The organism is uncultured Polaribacter sp., from assembly GCF_947500975.1.
Taxonomy (GTDB): Bacteria; Bacteroidota; Bacteroidia; order Flavobacteriales; family Flavobacteriaceae; genus Polaribacter.
The window spans coordinates 91,341-106,365 of the sequence record NZ_CANMUE010000010.1 but is presented as its reverse complement, the minus strand read 5'-3'; the positions used below and the strand labels follow the sequence as shown (position 1 = coordinate 106,365).

Annotated in this window: 15 protein-coding genes and 1 tRNA gene; 11 read left to right on the top strand and 5 right to left on the bottom strand. The window is 31.4% G+C overall.

Annotation, left to right across the window (positions count from 1 at the left end; translation table 11 throughout):
- The first annotated feature begins 27 nt into the window (after nucleotides 1-27).
- The 8 genes from Q0733_RS11715 (at nucleotide 28) to Q0733_RS11680 (ending at nucleotide 7,270) form a co-directional block, all read left to right on the top strand.
- A complete protein-coding gene (locus Q0733_RS11715) occupies nucleotides 28-279 on the top strand; it encodes a heavy metal-binding domain-containing protein (RefSeq protein ID WP_298782432.1) in 252 nt (83 codons plus the stop codon).
- A gap of 84 nt (nucleotides 280-363) precedes the next feature.
- Nucleotides 364-1,101, top strand: coding sequence for a heavy-metal-associated domain-containing protein (locus Q0733_RS11710; protein ID WP_298782431.1), 738 nt, complete (start codon nucleotides 364-366; stop codon nucleotides 1,099-1,101).
- A 1-nt stretch (nucleotide 1,102) separates the two neighbouring features.
- Complete coding sequence (locus tag Q0733_RS11705) at nucleotides 1,103-2,824, top strand: efflux RND transporter periplasmic adaptor subunit (protein WP_298782430.1); 1,722 nt, start codon at nucleotides 1,103-1,105, stop codon at nucleotides 2,822-2,824.
- A gap of 3 nt (nucleotides 2,825-2,827) precedes the next feature.
- A complete protein-coding gene (locus tag Q0733_RS11700) occupies nucleotides 2,828-3,238 on the top strand; it encodes a Fur family transcriptional regulator (protein ID WP_298782429.1) in 411 nt (136 codons plus the stop codon).
- Nucleotides 3,239-3,281: 43 nt separating this feature from the next.
- A complete protein-coding gene (locus tag Q0733_RS11695; RefSeq protein ID WP_298782428.1) occupies nucleotides 3,282-3,581 on the top strand; it encodes a DUF6660 family protein in 300 nt (99 codons plus the stop codon).
- Nucleotides 3,582-3,650: 69 nt separating this feature from the next.
- Nucleotides 3,651-5,837 (top strand): TonB-dependent receptor, encoded by a 2,187-nt coding sequence (locus Q0733_RS11690; protein ID WP_298782427.1) that lies wholly within the window; start codon nucleotides 3,651-3,653, stop codon nucleotides 5,835-5,837.
- Between the two features lie 52 nt (nucleotides 5,838-5,889).
- A complete protein-coding gene (locus Q0733_RS11685; RefSeq protein ID WP_298782468.1) occupies nucleotides 5,890-6,678 on the top strand; it encodes a cation transporter in 789 nt (262 codons plus the stop codon).
- Between the two features lies 1 nt (nucleotide 6,679).
- Nucleotides 6,680-7,270 (top strand): isoprenylcysteine carboxylmethyltransferase family protein, encoded by a 591-nt coding sequence (locus Q0733_RS11680; RefSeq protein WP_298782426.1) that lies wholly within the window; start codon nucleotides 6,680-6,682, stop codon nucleotides 7,268-7,270.
- Between the two features lie 174 nt (nucleotides 7,271-7,444).
- On the opposite strand, the gene Q0733_RS11675 is transcribed toward Q0733_RS11680, so the two are convergent.
- The 5 genes from Q0733_RS11675 to Q0733_RS11655 all read right to left on the bottom strand — a co-directional run bounded on the left by Q0733_RS11675 (nucleotide 7,445) and on the right by Q0733_RS11655 (nucleotide 11,544).
- Complete coding sequence (locus Q0733_RS11675; RefSeq protein ID WP_298782425.1) at nucleotides 7,445-8,653, bottom strand: BT4734/BF3469 family protein; 1,209 nt, start codon at nucleotides 8,651-8,653, stop codon at nucleotides 7,445-7,447.
- Entirely contained in the window at nucleotides 8,646-8,912 is a 267-nt protein-coding gene (locus Q0733_RS11670) for a hypothetical protein (RefSeq protein WP_298782424.1), read from the bottom strand. Before Q0733_RS11670 ends, Q0733_RS11675 begins: the two co-directional genes overlap by 8 nt.
- Before the next feature lie 244 nt (nucleotides 8,913-9,156).
- Nucleotides 9,157-9,408 (bottom strand): helix-turn-helix domain-containing protein, encoded by a 252-nt coding sequence (locus Q0733_RS11665; protein ID WP_298782423.1) that lies wholly within the window; start codon nucleotides 9,406-9,408, stop codon nucleotides 9,157-9,159.
- A gap of 118 nt (nucleotides 9,409-9,526) precedes the next feature.
- The gene (locus Q0733_RS11660) at nucleotides 9,527-10,816 is read right to left on the bottom strand and encodes a hypothetical protein (protein WP_298782422.1); all 1,290 of its coding nucleotides are present in this window, start codon (nucleotides 10,814-10,816) and stop codon (nucleotides 9,527-9,529) included.
- Between the two features lie 655 nt (nucleotides 10,817-11,471).
- Nucleotides 11,472-11,544, bottom strand: a tRNA-Phe gene (locus Q0733_RS11655).
- Between the two features lie 99 nt (nucleotides 11,545-11,643).
- On the opposite strand from Q0733_RS11655, the gene Q0733_RS11650 reads away from it, so the two are divergent.
- The 3 genes from Q0733_RS11650 to Q0733_RS11640 are packed head-to-tail and all read left to right on the top strand — an operon-like array spanning nucleotide 11,644 to nucleotide 15,022.
- Nucleotides 11,644-12,372: a type III pantothenate kinase gene (locus Q0733_RS11650; protein ID WP_298782421.1), complete on the top strand. Its 729-nt coding sequence runs from the start codon at nucleotides 11,644-11,646 to the stop codon at nucleotides 12,370-12,372.
- Nucleotides 12,369-13,670 (top strand): hypothetical protein, encoded by a 1,302-nt coding sequence (locus tag Q0733_RS11645; protein WP_298782420.1) that lies wholly within the window; start codon nucleotides 12,369-12,371, stop codon nucleotides 13,668-13,670. Before Q0733_RS11650 ends, Q0733_RS11645 begins: the two co-directional genes overlap by 4 nt.
- Before the next feature lie 17 nt (nucleotides 13,671-13,687).
- Nucleotides 13,688-15,022 (top strand): hypothetical protein, encoded by a 1,335-nt coding sequence (locus Q0733_RS11640; RefSeq protein WP_298782419.1) that lies wholly within the window; start codon nucleotides 13,688-13,690, stop codon nucleotides 15,020-15,022.
- Nucleotides 15,023-15,025: the final 3 nt, after the last annotated feature.

The following is a 15,025-nucleotide window of genomic DNA, read 5'->3' as shown; positions in this document are numbered from 1 at the left end:
CATATTAACTATAAAAATCAATTTAAAATGAAAACAGTAAAAACAATTTTAGGAGTTTTAGTATTTGCAGTAATGCTAACAACAGTATCGTGTAAAGATGCTAAAAAAGATGACACAACCACTAAAACAGAACAAGCAGAAAAGAAAGAATATGCTTCTGCCTATGTATGCCCAATGCATTGCGAAGGTAGTGGTAGCGACAAGGGAGGCGAATGCCCAAAATGTGGTATGGATTACGTTAAAAATGAAGACCACAACTCAAATGGTCATAAGCATTAATTAATACAAAATGTGGCAACATTTATTTAATGTTGCTACATTCTATTTATAGTTACTAAACATATTGAATTTTAATTAAAAAAAATGAAACACACTTATAAAATATCAGGAATGACTTGTAGCAGTTGCAAAGCATCAGTCGAAAAGAGTTTAAACGATTTAGATAATGTTACCAAAGTTGACGTTAATCTTGAAAGTCAAGAAGCGACAATTACTATGAATGGACATATTGAAGTTTCAGAACTACAAAAAGTCTTGCCTTCAAAATATAGTATTACCAAAAAGGAACATAAAAATGTTTTTGCTTCTGCTCAAAATTCAAATTTTGAAGTAAAAGAAGAAAAAAGCAAACTACAACAACTCAAACCCTTACTATTAATCATATTTTACATAGCAGTTGCAAGTATTTTATTGCATTATAAAAATTGGAGTTGGAGCGAATTTATGCTCGATTTTATGGGCTTATTTTACATTGTTTTTAGTTTCTTTAAAATGTTGGATTTAAAAGGATTTCCAGATTCATTTAAAATGTACGACCCATTAGCAAAACAAGTTCCTTTCTATGGTTGGGTTTATCCATTTATAGAAACTGCTTTAGGGCTAATGTTTTTAATGCGATTTGAAATCAATATTGCTTTAATCGTTACACTTATTGTATTAGGAATAACGACTATTGGAGTAACAAAAACACTATTAGATAAAAAATCAATACGTTGTGCTTGTTTAGGAACTGCTTTAAAATTACCTATGACAGAAGCCACGTTTATTGAAAACGCTATTATGATTGTAATGGCGACATTAATGTTATTAAACATATTTTAAAATGAAAAAATATATTATTTACATCGGAATATTAGTCGTAGGACTATTATTAGGATGGTTCTTTTTTGGCAACTCATCCAATAAAGAAAAAGAGCATAATCATTCTGAAACGGCAGAAACGAATCAAATGTGGACGTGTTCTATGCATCCACAAATTATGCAACCCGAAGCAGGCGATTGTCCTATTTGCGGTATGGATTTAATTCCTGCCGAGGCAAGTTCAGAAGGGTTAAGCGCAAATGAATTTAAACTGACAAAAAATGCTATGGCATTGGCTAATATTCAGACCTCTACCGTAGGCAATAGCACGAGTAATGATGCTACTATTAAGTTATCAGGAAAGATTGTAGAAAATGAAGAAGCCAATGTTGTACAAGCAAGTTATTTTTCAGGGCGAATAGAACGTTTAAATATAAGTTCAACAGGCGAAGAAGTGCGAAAAGGGCAGTTATTAGCAACCATATATTCGCCAGAATTATTTTCGGCTCAACAAGAACTAATTACGGCTTCGTCATTTAAAGAATCACAACCTGCATTATATAAGGCTGTCCGTAATAAACTAAAACTTTGGAAGATTTCTGAAAACCAAATCAATCAAATTGAAGCATCAGGAAAAGTGAAGCAAAACTTTCCAATTTATGCAACAGTTTCAGGCACAGTTTCAGAAAAATTAGTAGAGCAAGGTGACTATGTAAAACAGGGTCAGGCGTTATTGAAAATCACAAATCTAAATACCGTTTGGGCATTGTTTGATGTGTATGAAAATCAGGTTGAATTATTCAAAAAAGGACAAAATATTACGATAACTTCAAATGCATATCCGAATAAAGAATTTAAAGAAAAAGTAGATTTTATAGACCCAACTTTTAATCCATCAACACGAACGGTAAAACTTCGAGTAGTATTAAACAATAAGAACCGTGAGTTTAAAACAGGAATGTTTGTAGAAGGAAATATTGAAAATACAATGTCTAAAAAAGAGCAAAGTTTAACGATTCCTTCATCAGCAATACTGTGGACAGGCGAACGCTCTGTGGTGTATCTAAAAACAAATCCTGATGAGCCTATTTTTGAAATGAGAGAAGTAACCATTGGCAAGCAATTAGGAGACCAATACGAAGTTGTTGATGGTCTTAAAAATGGAGACGAAATTGTAACCAATGGCACATTTACGGTGGATGCTTCGGCACAATTACAAGGTAAAAAGTCTATGATGAATAAAGAAGGTGGTAAAACAATGACAGGACACGAAGGACACACAATGAATAAGGCAACAGATAAAATTGAATTTAATACAGCCATAGAAAAATCGTTTCAACCTGTTATAAATGCTTATATCAACCTTAAAGATGCTTTAATAAAATCTGATGTTGCGATGGCATCTAATAAAAGTGAAATCTTTAGAAAGGCATTAGATGCAATTTCGGTAAATGAAAGAGCGCAAACACATAATTATTGGTCTAAACTTCACAAAACATCTAAAGGCATTAATGAAAATGTAAGTTTGAAACAGCAACGTAAACAATTTCAAATCTTATCAGATAATTTAATTGCAATAATTAGAAATTTTGATGAAATTGAAAGCAAATTATTTGTTCAATATTGCCCAATGGCAGACAATAATAAAGGTGGATCTTGGTTAAGTAAAGAAGAACAGGTTTTAAATCCTTACTTTGGCGATAAGATGCTGAAATGCGGTAGTGTGAAAGAAATAATAGAATAATCAATGAACAATATAGAATCACAATTAAAAGATAAATCAGTTAAACCAACAGCAATGCGATTATTGGTTTTGCAATATTTTACAGAACAAAGCAAAGCCGTATCGTTAAAAGATTTGGAAAACGGATTGAGTTATGCCGATAAAAGCACCTTGTTTCGCACACTAAAAACTTTTGAAGAAAGTAAAATTGTTCATAGTATCGAAGATGGTTCAGGCGTTACTAAATATGCTTTATGCCTTGAAAGTTGTAATTGCGAATTACAAGATTTGCACTATCATTTTCATTGTACGAATTGTGAAAACACATTTTGCCTTACTACTCTTAACATACCAACAATAGAACTACCAACTAACTTTAAGATGAATCAAGCAAATATGGTTATCAAAGGTTTATGTGCTAACTGCAATGAGTAAACTTTGCAGTTGGGTTGCATTGAATAAATAGTACATTTGTCCTGTGAAATATTTAACACTCATATTTGCTGTTATAACATTAGCATTATCAACTGTTCCTTGTACTGATGGAATAAATGAAACTGCCGATACTTTTCAAACAGAAAACCATAGCGACCATTCAGACGATGGATGCACACCATTTTGCACCTGTGCGTGTTGTGGTATTGCTATTCCTTTTGAAGTCTTTGTTTTTGAAGATGAGCAGTTAAATACTACTTTAATTTCTCATTCTTTTAACTACGAAAACCTATTTACACAAGGTTTTATCACTTCTATTTGGCATCCTCCTGCCATTGGTTAAATAATCTATTCAATGGATAAGTACGTCTTATCAAAACCTGAATTATTTAACAATTATTAAAATTTAGAAATGAATAAAAAAATGTACGACATTATACTATGCCTATTATTTAGTGCATCCATTTTTGCACAAAACACAACAGTAACTATAAAAGTAACAGAAGAAGAAACCAACAAACCTTTAATTGGCGCAACTGTATATTTTGAACCCCTTGAAATTGGTGCAACAACTAATGATGAGGGTTTAGCAATATTGGAAAACATACCACTTGGAAAACAGGAAATTACGATTTCTTTTGTTGGCTTTGAAACGATTATTGACACGATACAAGTAACAGAAACTACACCCATAAAAACCTACGTGATGCACGAGGGAGGTATGGAGTTGGAGGGCATTACTATAAAATCAACTCGAAGTACACGAACTATTAAAAGAATCCCTACACGAGTAGAATTTATCAGTTCAGAAGAATTAGGCGAAAAAGCCATAATGAATGCTTCAAATATTTCTATGGTACTTCGTGAAAGCACAGGCATTCAAATACAGCAAACCTCTTTAAGTAGTGCTAATAGCAGTATTCGTATTCAGGGTTTGGATGGTAGATACACCCAAATACTAAAAGATGGCTTTCCGTTATTTGGAGGATTTTCAGGAGGATTGAGCATAAACCAAATCCCACCTTTAGACCTCAACCAATTTGAAATTATCAAAGGAAGTGCCTCTACTTTGTACGGTGCCGGTGCTATTGCAGGTTTGGTAAACTTGGTTGCTAAAACACCTGATGAAGAACCTGAATTGAACATACAACTCGCTCAAACCCACGTTGGCGGAAGTACAATAAATGCTTTTTACAGTAAGCGTAATGATAAATTTGGTTATACGCTCTACGGTTCAGGACATTATCAGAACCTATACGACCCTGACGATGATGATTTTAGCAATCTGCCTGAAACCAAAACTGTTTCATTCAATCCAAAGTTGTTTTACTATCCATCCGAAAGCGAAACTATTTGGTTGGGTATCAATGGCACATTTGATAAAAGAGAGGGAGGCGATATTATAGCCATTAGAGACGGAGCGAATGGTATTCATCAATATTCAGAAGAAAACACCTCAACAAGAATAAGTACACAAGCCGTCTATGAAAAAGAGTTTAGCGAAGATAAATCGTTACAGATAAAAAATAGTGTGTCCTATTTTGACAGGGATTTAGTAACTCCTAATTTGTTGTTTTCAGGTCGGCAATGGGATGTGTTTGCAGAAGCAAATTATACCATTCAAAAAGAAAAATCGGATTGGATTTTTGGAGGTAATTTTTACAGTAATTCATTCAAAGAGAAAGACAATCCCACACCACGAAATCAAGACAATATCACTTTTGGAGCGTTTGCAAATAATACAATAGACCTATCTGATAAGTTTATTTTAGAAACAGGCTTTAGAACAGATTTTGTGCCAAATTGGGGTGTATTCCCTTTACCTCGTATCTCTCTATTATGGAAAGCCAACAGCCATTTTTCAAGTCGTTTAGGTGGTGGATTAGGCTATAAAATTCCTGATATGTTTACCGAAGAAGCAGCCACTTTGAATTTTGAAAACATCTTACCTATTGATGAAGATAATTTAAGTGCTGAACGTTCCTATGGAGCAAATATTGATTTCAATTACAAGGGTAAAATTTCTGATGATGTGCGATTTTCAATTAACCAACTGTTTTATGTTACGAGCATTGACAATGCACTATTATTAAATGAACAACTTAATAGCACATATCTTTTTGAAAACGCTGATGGAACAGTTTTAAGTCGAGGGGCTGAAACCAATATCAAATTTACTTACAATGATTTTAGATGGTTTTTAAACTATGCTTACATCAACACGACTTTAAACTATCTGCCTAATAATCCACAAAAAACTCTAACACCAAAACATCAAGCAGGAAGCGTTTTAATGTATGAGAATGAGAAATGGCGTATTGGTTATGAAACCTACTATACAGGAAGTCAAAGGTTAAGTACAGGCGTTGAAACACAAGATTTCTTTACGATGGGTTTATTGGTACAAAAGCATTTTAAATGGGGAAGTCCATACATCAACTTTGAGAATTTTACAGACCGTAGGCAGAGCCGATTTTCTCCTGAAACCCTACCACCACATCAAGAACCTCAATTTGCAGAAATATATGCACCTACCGATGGTTTCGTGTTTACTGTGGGTGTAATGTTTAATGTATTTGGTGGAGAGGATGAACATTAAACTTTGCAATTAGGTTGCAGGAATTGTAACCTAAATTTGTATTCAAATTATGATGTACAAAACGGAGTTTAAAATATCGAAAATGGACTGTCCGTCAGAAGAAAATCTGATACGGATGAAGATAGAGCATTTGGCTGTTGTTAAAAGTCTTGAATTTGATATTCGTCAAAGAAAACTGACGGTATTTCATCTTGATAGTATTGAGCAAATTGAGCAATCTATTTTAGAATTGAATTTAGGTAGTAAACACATTTTTACCGAATCAACTCAACAGACAAATTTTGCAGAAAACACCAATCAAAAAAAGTTACTTTGGCAAGTCCTTATAATTAATTTCGCATTCTTTCTAATTGAAATAACCACAGGGATAATTTCAAAATCTATGGGGCTTGTGGCTGATAGTCTTGATATGCTTTCTGATGCCATTGTTTATGGAATGAGTTTGTTTGCAGTTGGTGGTTCAATACTGCTAAAAAAGAGAGTGGCAAAAATGGCAGGTTATTTTCAAATGACCCTTGCATTTTTAGGGTTGTTGGAAGTTGTAAGACGGTTTTTAGGGTTCGAGCAAGTTCCTGATTTTTCAATGATGATTTACATTTCAATTTTTGCTCTCATTGCCAATACCTTATCGTTATCCATACTTCAAAAAACCAAGAGCAAAGAAGCACACATAAGGGCAAGTATGATTTTTACATCTAATGACATCATAATCAACATAGGCGTAATTGTAGCAGGTGTGTTAGTTCATTGGTTGCAATCAAGTATTCCTGATTTGGTTGTTGGAATTATTATTTTCCTGTTAGTAGTTCAGGGAGCAATACGAATTTTAAAACTTGGTTAAAATGAAAATATTATTAGTAGTTGGTGTAGCATTATTTTATGGAGTGATAGGTGTTTACCGTTTATTATGGCTTTATAAAAAGACAGGAATAAATCCGTTAAAACTTAAAAATGATGGTTCGATACAGAGCATCAATAAACAAGTATTTGCCTTACTCATTGTATTAGACTTGATTGTAGTAGTTCTGTTTTGTTTAGGAAATAGAATTTATCAATATACATCGCCAATACAATTTTTAGATAATTATTGGTTGAAAATGACAGGAGTAATTTTATCAGCCATAGCCTTTATTTGGATTGTTATTGCACAATCGAATATGAAAACATCTTGGCGAATTGGTATAGACAATGAAGAAAAAACAACACTCATTAAAACAGGATTGTTTAGGCATTCTCGCAATCCTGTGTTTTTTGGATTAGTAATTTCTGCTGTTGGTTTTTTCTTGATTCTGCCTAATGCTATTACACTTTGTATTGCTTTGTTAAGTTATTACAGTATTTCGGTGCAAATTCGATTAGAAGAACAATATTTAGAATCAAAACACCAAGAGGAATACTTAAATTATAAGCAAGAAGTTAGACGCTGGATTTAAAATTAAGGAGGTTTTTAAAACCTGCCTTATTTCATACCTCACACAGTTTTTTAGATTCTACCATTGTAGCAACACTTTGCACAACTCACAATTTAGCCTCTTTCTTATAGCAAGTAATACCCAAATATCACTTATGGGTAAAGTGTTCTAATTTGTTAACTGTGCATAGGTAAATTAGCTTGTTTTTAGCTTATTGTATTGTTGATTTATTAGTTTTCTTTCTTCTTCAAACAATTTATAGTATTTTTCTATCGTGCCTTTACTTACACCAGATGCTTTAATAAGCGACTTTTGAGTTAGTTTGCCTAATTCGGCTACATCCCAATTTAAAATGCACTCCCTAATCTTATTTATAGTTTTTTCAGAACGTGCCTTACCGTTATAATAGTTTACAATGCCCATTATTTCTTTTAGAGGGAGTTTAAATTTGGGGTTAAATAAAAACCGTCTTGGGTTATTTGGTACAGGAATCAGGTTTTTTCTATTCATAATATTTCTAACAATAGTGCTAATTTCTTCAGCTCTTAATTTTGGTTTACAATGGTGTAGATTCACAGTCTCTATATAGTTTTGTAAATAGTTTTGTGCTATATGCGGATTTAAAGCCCTTAACTGATATGCTATTGCAGACACAATAGAGTTTCGACTTCCTTTTTTAATTGCTTTAGGTACAAACACCGTAGCCATTACTATTTTTTCATCTTTAAAATATAGATATTCTTTTCCTCCAAAGTCCACTTCGTTATAATTGTTATAGCGTATAGAGTAATTTACCCCTATAACACCTATATCCTTTCTTTTTCTTTTTAGTATAGGCTTTAGTATAGACGTAGTAGGGGTAAAATTAGTTTGAGCTTCATTAGAAGTATCAATTACCCAAGTAATAGCATCTTCATTAAAGTAAATACCTTTATCGTAACTGTGTATAGTATATTGGGTAGCTTTAGCGGCTCTTATATCTACATTTAAATTTAAGTGTTTGGAAATAGCCGAATAAGTGTCTTTAAAGTTATCAAGATTTAAATTCTCAACTTTAACCAATACTCCTCTGCCAGTATTTGATGGCGATAACCAAGTAGCAAATATGAATGGGTTAGATAAATCTATACTGGTGCAATTATCTACATCTAAATAAATAAACCCAGTAGGAGATTTAATAGTCTCGTTGGTTTTTCTACCATTAAAGCTAAAATTTAATGTAAAACACGGTAGCTTTGCTTTTAACCCATCATATTTATCTTTGTCTTTGTTGTGATAGAGCCGAGCCTGTTCAATTAAAACAATAATAGATTTGTCTGGCGACTTAATTCGCTCTACAAATTCGTAGATGTCTATTTCGTCAGTTGCGTTAGGGTCTTTTATGTGATTGAAGCAACTAATCATTTTCTTCGTTTAACTGAATAAACTTTTCAATAGCTTTTTCAAGTGTTGTAAATGTCCACGCCCATTTACCAAAGGCTTTAGATGTTGGGAAGCAATGCCGTTTAGAGTTCACACGATAAGTCTTTTTAAACACTTCGTAGTAAATAGAACAGCCAGTATCTACTTTGTATAGGTATGCTTTATTTGATTGATTGTGTTGGGTAAATATGAAGCCTTTTACCTCTCCTTTACCGATTATGTTTTTATCTAAATTTTTCATTTTTTTGCTCTTAAAATGTTAATTTGATTATCCGCAATTCTTTAAGAATTGAGTTGCGGTTGATAAAAACTGATGCAATAACTACAGTTATACTTATTACATTTAAGTTGTTTTGATTTACTTGTATTTGTATTATTGAAAATGTCATTTTCGTTGTTTTAAAAAAGGCAAGACGATTCCTAACAGTATGATAATACCGCCTTGCCTTTGGGTTAAAAAATTGTGAGTAGTAGCTTAAATAAGTTTAAGCACTGCGTTTTGAGAAATCTAACAAACTGCTTTTGAGATACAAGACCTTGCCATTCAAACGTGTAGCAGGCAATACTTGGGTCTTGTCTAAATTCCAAAGTGTTGTTTTGGAAATTTTTAAAAACTCCGCAGCTTCATTACGTGTTAGATACTCATCAGGTTGACTTGTTTTCAAGTTCTCAATTAATTGTTTAAACTCTTCTTTTAAAAGTGTTTTTAGCATTTTCATGAGCGAGTCTGGACTCATGTCATGCATTTGGATTGTTCTTTGCATTTTAAAATAACTTTATTTACAACTACTTCGTTGTAATTGATATGCAAAGACCCGAAAAGGTATTAGAGGTATTTTGGAAAGGTAGAATTGATTAAATATCCTTTACGAAAAATTTAAAATTTGGAGGAATATTTAACTTTTTTAAATCAATATGAAGATCTTCTTTAATTTTGTTTAAGAGACGTTTTATCTGCTTAAAAGGGTAATCTTTATGATATTCATTATATTCAGGCACTACATCTTCAGAATGCTTATAATATTTGAAATACATATTTTTATCTATCAAATTAGGCTGTTCAACTAATGATGCTTCGAGAAAATCATTTTGAACATCTAACACTAAACCAAGTTCTTGTTTTAAAAAGTCAAACCGATAAAACAAATAAAACAAACTGAAGAAATTTATTTTAGAAAGATTTCTAATTGACCTAATGCCAAGTGAACTGAATTTATTGAAAGAAAAGCTGTTAATAATAATTTCAACCTCTCGATTGTCAAACTTTTTAGCCTTTAAAAACTCAATTAATTGTGAGTTATTTTCTTTTAACAACTCAAATTCTTCTTTAAGTACCTTCTGCTTATCTGCATTGGTAGTTGTTTTTTGTCCTTCAATTTTGAATCGATAATATTCATATTCAATCAGAACAAAGTATTGTTTTGGGTCAATTTCTAAATTGAGTTTAGAGTATTGAGTGTTATGTAGTTTTAAAATTGATTTTAATGTATTTTGATAGTTAATTATAAAACCAAATTCGTCGAAGCCACCTTGTAACTGAAATTCGGTATTTTGAGTTGACTTTAATAACATATTTTTTAATTCGGACTCAAGATTATCCTTGAGTTCTGAATATAAACCATTATCAATACTGTTTCTATTTTTGTGGAAATTATCAATTTTAAACTTTGTTGTAGATATAGCATTGTTGATTTGCCCATCTAAATAATTAAGAAATTGCTGATAATAGGTAATATATCTATGGGGATTTATTTTTTTTAAATCCAAGTAGTCGAAGAAAAAGGATTCTATATCTTGAACTGAAAAGTCTAATCTAAAAGTTTCTCCCCAAGCAAAACCATCTTCATTTACTTCAGTTGGATAACCAAAATAGAACGTCTTTTTAATATAATCTTGTAAAAATTCAATTTCTTTATTGCTGATTAAATCGTTTAATGTTTTTATTTTTGAAATAGGTTTACTTATATCAGTATCCCAAAGAAAATCTTCTACATTCAAAAATTTATTAATAGTACTTACATAATTTTGATAAGTTAAAACGCTTTTGTCTTTTTTGTCAAAGAAATGTAATTCTGAATCACGAAATTCATCTCCGAGCAACAAAAGATGTATGCAAAAATCTGTTAAAATGTCTTTTTTATTCATAAACGAGAGCCAAAGAGGGAAGATGTACCTCTAAACCCCCAAAATTAAGCATTTTAAAATAGTAAAATATAGATAATTTTTTATGTTTTGTTAGCCTCTATGCGCACGTATAGGTTTTTTGATGGGTAAGCCTATTTTACACTTGGGTCAAATTTTTTCTAAAAAAGCCTTAATAATGTGCGTTTTGCTTCAAATGGCATTTTTACTCCATAAAAGGTGCTTTTTGTGTTATAAACTCATTTGTTATTAAATGTGTGTTAAGCCTTATGAATAAAGACGTTGGGCAATTTTTTATTATTTCATTCTCTTATAACCTTTTTGATAGGTAAGTACAAAATTTTAAAAGAGGCGATATCTCAAGATGAACCTTCCGATAACGAGGGGTATTTGAAGCTATTTTTTTTAGCACCCCGACCACTTTTTTTGAACAAAATCGAAATTGATATGTAATACCAAAAGATTTTTGCCTTTTACAAATTAAAGTTATGAGTAAACTTAATTCCCTACAGCTTGCCAGTGCCTGTAAGTTTTCGTATATTTATTAAGCAAACAAAAAGTTTTCTACTAAAGTTCATTATTAGCACCCTGTCAAGCACCCTCAAAAACAAAAAAGCCTGCAATCTCTTTATTTATAAAGGATTACAGACTTTTAAAGTGGTACCTCCAGGAATCGAACCAGGGACACAAGGATTTTCAGTCCTTTGCTCTACCAACTGAGCTAAGGTACCATTGCCTTAGCGGATGCAAATATAAAACGTATTTTATACATCTACCAAATAAAATTCAAAAAATGTATTGTATTTTTGAATTTCATCTATTTTTTAAAAATGAATTTAATTATTGATATTGGTAATACCCGAGTAAAAGCAGCTGTATTTGAGCAAGATAGGCTTGTAGAGGTTGTATTGTTTGATAAGAAAAGAATTGTTTCAGAAGTGAAAAAAATTTTAAAAAAATTTACAATTCCCTTCGGAATCTTATCAAGTGTGAGCTCTATTTCAAGTAAAAAGTTAGAAAGTTTGCAAAAAAACGTCAATTTTCAAGTTTTATCTTCTGAAACAAAAGTTCCTTTTATTAATTGTTATCAAACTCCAAAAACTCTTGGAGTAGATAGAATTGCATTAGTTTCTAATGCTGTTAAAAAATTTTCAAATAAAAATACATTAATTATTGATGCCGGAACTTGCATAACTTTTGATTTTGTAACTAAAGATAAAAAATATTTAGGTGGAGCAATTTCACCAGGATTAGTAATGAGATTTAGAGCATTAAATAGATTTACTTCTAAACTCCCATATTTAGAAAAAGAAACACTTGAAAATTTTATAGGAACAAGCACAAATAAAAGTATAAACTCAGGTGTAGTTAACGGTGTTATTCAAGAGATAGAAGGGGTAATTAGTCAATATCAAAAAAAATATCCAAGTTTAATGGTTGTTTTAACAGGTGGAGATACAAATTTCTTGTCAAAACAATTAAAAAGTAGCATATTTGCCAATCAAAATTTTCTCCTTGAGGGACTAAATGAAATATTGAATTTTAACAAAAACAAATGATTAGAAAGATTCTTGTAGTTTTTTTACTGTGTTCAACTGTAATTGTTACAGCACAAAGAACTAGTTCATCTCCATATTCTTTTTTTGGTGTAGGTGATGAATTTAGCACAACAACAGTAGAACAAAGTTCAATGGGAGGCATAGGCGTAGCATTTAGCCATTATAAATATTTAAATTTTACAAATCCAGCTGCAATTGCAGAGCTAAGATATACTACATTTGGGTTAGGGATGTTAAATAATGATTTAACAGTTAAAACTAGTACTGTTGAGCAACAATCTACATCAACTAGTTTGTCATATGTTACTTTAGCTTTTCCAATTGGAAGCAAAGCTGGTTTCTCAGTAGGTATACAGCCTGTTTCATCAGTGGGTTATTCATTGTTAAACACACTAACTGATGATGATGGTGAAATTACTGAAATATCACTTTTTTCTGGAAACGGTGGAATAAATAGAATTTATGGGAGTTTGGGAATTCAGGTATTTAAAGGTTTTTCTTTAGGTATTGAAGCTGATTTTAATTTTGGAAATATAGAGAATAGTATTTTGAATAGAAGAGATGGTGTTGTTTTAGCTACTAAATATGATGAGGTCTTAACTGTAAGAGGGAATACAATTAAATTAGGTGCACAGTACAAAGTACAGTTAAAGAATAAAACAAACTTTAATGCAGGAGCAACAGTTAAGGTTGGAAATGATTTAAACGTCTCTGGTAGAGATTACCTATACTCAACTGTGTTTTCTACAACAGAATTTGATATTCCAAAAGATACATTATCAACATCTGCCATATCTGGTGCATATAATTTACCGGTAAAAACTACTTTAGGTATCGGTTTTGGTAAATTTGATAAATGGTATGCAGGTTTAGAGTATGAAAATCAAGATGCAATTACAACAACTAATTTATTAGGGGCAACAAATAGTAGTGCTTATAAATATGGAGCTTCAAATAGGTTTTCTATTGGAGGTTTTTATATTCCAAAGATAAATTCAATTTCAAGTTACTGGAGTAGGGTTACTTATAGGGCAGGTTTACGATTTGAAGATACTGGTTTATTAGTTGACGGAACAGGAAATACTACAAATTTTACAGCAATTAAAGACTTTGGCATGTCTTTTGGTTTAGGATTACCATTGAAACAGTTATCAACTTTAAATATGGGATTTGAATTTGGTAAAAGAGGATCCATAGAAAATAATTTAATTCAAGAAAATTATTTTAATTTTAGATTAAGTTTATCTTTGTCTGCTTTTGGGCAATTAAGGTGGTTTCAAAAAAGAAAAATAGATTAACAATAAACCCTATTAAAATGAAGAAATTTACGTTTTTATTAGCCATAACTATATGTTTGGCAACAGCTAAAACAAATGCGCAAGATGATGCGAAAAGAGAATGTTCAATAAAATATAATCTTTTTAAAGGTGATTACCAGTCAAAAAAATATGATGAAGCATATACTAACTGGATATATTTAATGGATAATTGTAAAGATTTAACTGTAAATATTTATAAATTCGGTTCTAATTTAGCACAAAATGTTAAAAAAGACCCTGCGTTAGCAAAAAGAGTTTATGAGCAGAGATTACAATATTTTCCTAAAAAAAATCCAGCTAAAGTTCATAGTGACTATGCAACATATTTATCAAAAAATAAATTAGCTTCAGAAAAGGAAATTTTTGATATTTTAGAAAAGGCATATAAGATTTCACCACAAGCAATGGGGGTAAAAAATATTTATATATACTTTCAAGGAATTACAGATCAATTTAAAGATACGAACCCGCAAAAAGTATTTGATACATATGATGATGTTGTTGAATCTGTTGGGGAAAAGTTAGATGATTATGCTAAAAAAATTGTTGATTTATCAGATTCTACAAGAACTTTAGATAAGAAAGAAGAAAGAAGGTTAAATGCTTATAAGATTAACTCTAAAGCTTTAGGTCAAATAGAAGGTGGTTTAGATGCAATTATTTCTGAAATTGCTACTTGTGAAAGATTAGTGCCAATATATCAAAGAGATTTTGAAGCTAATAAAAATAATGCAGTTTGGTTAAGAAGAGCAGTATCAAGAATGTTTAATAAAGAATGTCAAGATGATCCAATGTTTGAAACTTTAGCAAAAGCTTATGCTGAAGCTACACCATCTCCAGATTCGTATTCTTTTTATGCTGGTATCTTAGAAAAAAATGGTGATGCAACTGGAGCTGCTGAAATGAGACAAAAAGCATTTGATTTAGAAACGGATCCTTTAAAGAAATCAAAATATAAATTAAAATTTGCTGAAGCAGCTAGAGCTAGAGGTCAGTTTGCTAAAGCAAGAAGTTTAGCTAGAGAAGCAATTAAATTTAATCCAAATTCTGGAAGAGCATATTTATTGATTGCAAGATTATATCAAAAAAGTGTTAATAAATGTGGTTCAGATGAGTTTGAAAAGAGAATGGTATATGCTGCGGCATTAAAACAAGCCCAAAAAGCTTATAATGTAGATCCAAGTATGTCATCAACAGCAAAAAAATACATTGCATCTTATAGAGCAAATCTTCCTAAAAAAACACTTATTTTTACCAAAGGTATTGCACCAGGAAGCTCTTATACTGTTAAATGTTGGATAGGTGAAACTGTAAGAGTACCATCTAATTAAGTT

Bases quoted from the DNA above. Each gene is read 5' to 3' on its own strand.
- Q0733_RS11715 (WP_298782432.1), top strand. From the start codon at position 28: ATGAAAACAGTAAAAACAATTTTAGGAGTTTTAGTATTTGCAGTAATG.
- Q0733_RS11710 (WP_298782431.1), top strand. From the start codon at position 364: ATGAAACACACTTATAAAATATCAGGAATGACTTGTAGCAGTTGCAAA.
- Q0733_RS11705 (WP_298782430.1), top strand. From the start codon at position 1,103: ATGAAAAAATATATTATTTACATCGGAATATTAGTCGTAGGACTATTA.
- Q0733_RS11700 (WP_298782429.1), top strand. From the start codon at position 2,828: ATGAACAATATAGAATCACAATTAAAAGATAAATCAGTTAAACCAACA.
- Q0733_RS11690 (WP_298782427.1), top strand. From the start codon at position 3,651: ATGAATAAAAAAATGTACGACATTATACTATGCCTATTATTTAGTGCA.
- Q0733_RS11685 (WP_298782468.1), top strand. From the start codon at position 5,890: ATGTACAAAACGGAGTTTAAAATATCGAAAATGGACTGTCCGTCAGAA.
- Q0733_RS11680 (WP_298782426.1), top strand. From the start codon at position 6,680: ATGAAAATATTATTAGTAGTTGGTGTAGCATTATTTTATGGAGTGATA.
- Q0733_RS11675 (WP_298782425.1), bottom strand. From the start codon at position 8,653: ATGATTAGTTGCTTCAATCACATAAAAGACCCTAACGCAACTGACGAA.
- Q0733_RS11670 (WP_298782424.1), bottom strand. From the start codon at position 8,912: ATGAAAAATTTAGATAAAAACATAATCGGTAAAGGAGAGGTAAAAGGC.
- Q0733_RS11665 (WP_298782423.1), bottom strand. From the start codon at position 9,408: ATGAGTCCAGACTCGCTCATGAAAATGCTAAAAACACTTTTAAAAGAA.
- Q0733_RS11660 (WP_298782422.1), bottom strand. From the start codon at position 10,816: ATGAATAAAAAAGACATTTTAACAGATTTTTGCATACATCTTTTGTTG.
- Q0733_RS11650 (WP_298782421.1), top strand. From the start codon at position 11,644: ATGAATTTAATTATTGATATTGGTAATACCCGAGTAAAAGCAGCTGTA.
- Q0733_RS11645 (WP_298782420.1), top strand. From the start codon at position 12,369: ATGATTAGAAAGATTCTTGTAGTTTTTTTACTGTGTTCAACTGTAATT.
- Q0733_RS11640 (WP_298782419.1), top strand. From the start codon at position 13,688: ATGAAGAAATTTACGTTTTTATTAGCCATAACTATATGTTTGGCAACA.